The organism is Arthrobacter sp. B0316-1-20 (assembly GCF_059091865.1).
Window position 1 is genome coordinate 1 of the sequence record NZ_JBNHHC010000187.1, and the last position, 3,500, is coordinate 3,500.

General features: G+C 67.2%; 4 protein-coding genes. 2 read left to right on the forward strand and 2 right to left on the reverse strand.

The features are described from left to right. Positions 1-464, forward strand: a 464-nt coding sequence (locus AC5RW2_RS41525) for an FCD domain-containing protein (protein ID WP_494075322.1), incomplete at its 5' end; no start/stop codon positions are given. A 39-nt stretch (positions 465-503) separates the two neighbouring features. On the opposite strand, the gene AC5RW2_RS41530 is transcribed toward AC5RW2_RS41525, so the two are convergent. Together AC5RW2_RS41530 and AC5RW2_RS41535 are read right to left on the reverse strand one after the other, a co-directional pair. Next, positions 504-1,646 (reverse strand): acyl-CoA dehydrogenase family protein, encoded by a 1,143-nt coding sequence (locus tag AC5RW2_RS41530; protein ID WP_494030816.1) that lies wholly within the window; start codon positions 1,644-1,646, stop codon positions 504-506. Positions 1,647-2,044: 398 nt separating this feature from the next. After that, on the reverse strand, positions 2,045-2,935 hold the full coding sequence (locus AC5RW2_RS41535; RefSeq protein WP_494030817.1) for a LysR family transcriptional regulator: 891 nt from the start codon (positions 2,933-2,935) through the stop codon (positions 2,045-2,047). Between the two features lie 83 nt (positions 2,936-3,018). Between AC5RW2_RS41535 and AC5RW2_RS41540 the strand changes: the two genes are divergently transcribed. Then, positions 3,019-3,500 (forward strand): EamA family transporter (locus AC5RW2_RS41540; protein ID WP_494075323.1); only part of this gene is annotated, 482 nt, incomplete at its 3' end.

Sequence of the window (3,500 nt, forward strand, 5' to 3'; positions counted from 1 at the left end):
AGAAACAGGCGATCGACCTGATGGACGTCCTCGGCGCTGTGCTGGTAGCCGGGCTGGAGCGGGTCCGGGGCAATACGTCCGCGGAATGGCTGGCGGATTTTGAGCGCCTTACCGAGGCCTTCGAGGCCGCGCTGACAGCGGAGGACCCGGACGCGCCCGCCGCGGCGTTCGCGCGGATCGTTGACCTGATCTTCGACGCCGCCGGCAACGACGAGCTGCGCGCCGTGATGGACCAGGTCATGCTCCGCTCCATGGGACGGATCCAGATTTACCCTTCCGAGCACCTGAGGCCGCTGTGGAGCCGGGCCCTGCGTGAAACCGCACGGTTGCTCGGGGCAGGCGACCATGCCGCCGCGGTGGAGTGGCTGCGCAGGTTCTTCGCGGAGCTGGTCGCTGCGATGCACCGGGACCGCGCCGAGGATGCCGTGGTCGGCCCGCGCGGCACGGCCCGGGCGGCGGACTGAGAACGACGGCGGCACCCGGGCGGGTGCCGTGGTGCCGCTTCAGCGCGCAAGCTGCCGCGAGATGACCAGGCGCTGGATCTGGTTGGTGCCTTCGAAGATCTGCATGACCTTCGCTTCGCGCATGTAGCGTTCGGCCGGGAAATCTGTGGTGTAGCCAGCGCCGCCGAGAACCTGCACCGCATTGGTGGTGACCCTCATGGCATTGTCGGTCGCCACCAGCTTGGCGATCGCTGCCTCATGGCGGTGCGGGCGTCCGGCGTCCTTCAGCCGTGCCGCGGATAGGTAGGTGGCCCGCGCCGATTCAACATCGGCGGCCATATCGGCCAGCAGGAACGCCAGTCCCTCATGGTCGATGAGCCGCTTGCCGAACGACTCACGCTCCTTCGCGTAGGAGACGGCGAGGTCGAGGGCGGACTGCGCCAGACCGGTCGCGACCGCCGCGATGCCCAGCCGGCCCGAATCGAGCGCGGCGAAGGCGATGGCCAGGCCCTGCCCCTCATTCCCGATCCGCCGCTCGGCGGCGACGAAGACGCCGTCGAAATTCATCGTGGCCGTGGTCGATCCGGTCAGGCCCATCTTGCGTTCTGGCGGCGAGGCGCTCAGCCCGTCGGCGTCGGCGGGTACCAGGAAGCAGGAGATGCCGTGTCCGCCCTCGTCGGAGGTGCGGGCGAACACGGTATAGAAATCGGCATTCCCGCCGTGCGTCGTCCAGGCCTTCGCGCCCCTGATAACGTAACCGTCGCCCTTGCGCACCGCGCGGGTCCGCATGGCGGAAGGGTCGGATCCTGCGTGCGACTCGGAGAGGCAGTAGGCCCCCAGCGTTTCGCCGGAGAGCAGGTCGGCAAACCACGACTTGCGCTGCAGATCGGTGCCGAACGCCGCGAGCGGGAAGCAGGACAGCGCGTGCACGCTCACACCGACGCCGACGCTGGCCCACGCAGAACCCAGCTCCTCCAGCACCTGCAGGGATACCTCGGCCGGTTGTCCGCCGCCGCCGTATTCCTCCGCGTACGGCAGGCTCAGCAGCCCGGCGCGGCCCAGGGTGCGGAAGACCTCGCGGGGGAATGCTTCGGCGCGTTCCACCGTGGCGGCCAGCGGTGCCAGCTCCTTGGCGGCAATCTCGCGCGTGAGGTCGATCAGGTCCTGTGCCTCCTCGGAGGGCAGCAGTCGGGAGACGCTCATCGAGTTCCCTCCCTTCAGCAGCCGCAGCCGGTTTCGCACCGCCGTTCCATGGAACGTTTATTGCCTGCGTCACCCAACTACAGCACGGCCCCCGGAAGCTGACAAGGATGGCGGGGCAGCTAAAGTCCGGCGCCGCATGACGGTATCGTCCAGGGCGATGATGCCGAAGCTTTCCCAGTACGATTCAGGCTCACCAAGCAGCGTGTCCAGCTGGCCCGGATCGATGCGCTCAAGCCGATGCGCCTGGTGGAGCGCCGCAGCAGTCTCGACATACAGCAGCGTCGCCGACGGAGTCGTAGTGGCGTCCCAGAGGCGCCGGCATTCGGCGGGTATCGGTTCCAGGATGAGCAGTGGGACAAACGCCGAGGTGTCCAGTAGCTGATCATCCGCGTTGCTGGTTACGCCCGCTGGTGTGTCAGGCGGGCGAGGACGAGCTGCAGGGTCGGCCAGTTGGCCTGTCCTCTGCGTGTTTGTGCGTATGCGCGTAAGCGGACGTCGGGCTGGGTGAGGGGAACAATGGTGACGCCGGGTTGCGTGGTGCGGTCCGAGGGCAGCAGGCCGACACCCATGCCCGCGAGGATGAGGTCTTCTACGAGGTCGAGACTGTCTGCCTCATGCCGGAGGTTGGGTTCGAATCCGGAGAGGGAGCCGATGAGACGCAGCACTTCCTCATCGGCCTGGTTCCGGGAGTTTCCGATCCAGTCACGGTCGCGGAAAGCGGCAAATACTTCGGGGGCGGTTCCCCGCGCTTGGTCCGCGTCGCTTGTCGGGACGCCCAGGCCCCACGCGGTGGACCAGAGCGGCAGGACGTCAAAGGCGGGATCACTGGGGGCCGGGGCGAGATTGTAGTCGTAGGTCAACGCGAGATCGACTCGGTCGGCCCGCAGCAGCGCGAGAGCTTCAGCCGGTTCGTGTTCGTGCACCACGATTTTCATGGCCGGACGTGTCGTAGCCGTCTCGGTAACGATGGGCATCAGGTTCCTGCGGATCGCGGTGGCAAACCCCGAGACACGGAGGGTGCCCCTGGGCTCGCCGCCGGGATCCAGATCCGCGTGGGCGGCGTCGACCGCGGCGAGGATGGTGAGCGCGTGGTCGGCCAGGCGCCTGCCGGCGGGGGTGAGACGCACACCCCTGCCCTCGGCTTCGAGCAGTGCCGTGCCGGTCTCACGGGCCAAGGCCGCGATTTGCTGAGAGACGGTCGAGGTGGTGGTTCCCATCAGATCTGCAACAGCACGCATCGATCCGGACCGGGACAATTCGAGCAGGATCCGCAGCCGTCGTATGTCCATGCTCCAATTGTCCATAAATGCTAAACGATATGTCGATCATCATCACGTGGACGCGAACATTCAGGTATGGGTCTACTTGTTCCATGATCAGTGCTCCTCGATTCTCCGGCGCCGGCGCCGGGTCCATCATGGCGGTCGCGGCGATGAGCTGCGTTCAGCTCGGCCTTGCCCTATCGGTCGGTCTCCTCGACCAGTTAGGAGCGGGAGGAGTGACCTGGTTGCGTTTGGCGTGGGCCAGCGTCATCCTGGTGGTCCTCCTGCGTCCGTGGAGGATGCGGTTCAGTCCGTCCCTGCTGCGGACCTGCGCTCTTCTTGGCGTGGTGACCGCCGGGATGACCATCCTGTTCATGGCCGCGGCTGAACGCCTGCCCCTTGGAACAGCGGTCGCTCTCGAGTTCCTCGGGCCGCTCGGGGTCGCCATCGTCCAGGGGCATGGGAAAGGCAGGCTCTGGGCGGTGGTTGCAGGGGCCGGTGTGCTCGCCCTGACGGAGCCATGGCGGGGTCAGACGGACCCGGGAGGAGTCTTGCTCGCCCTCGGAGCCGCAGCCTGCTGGGCCGGCTACAT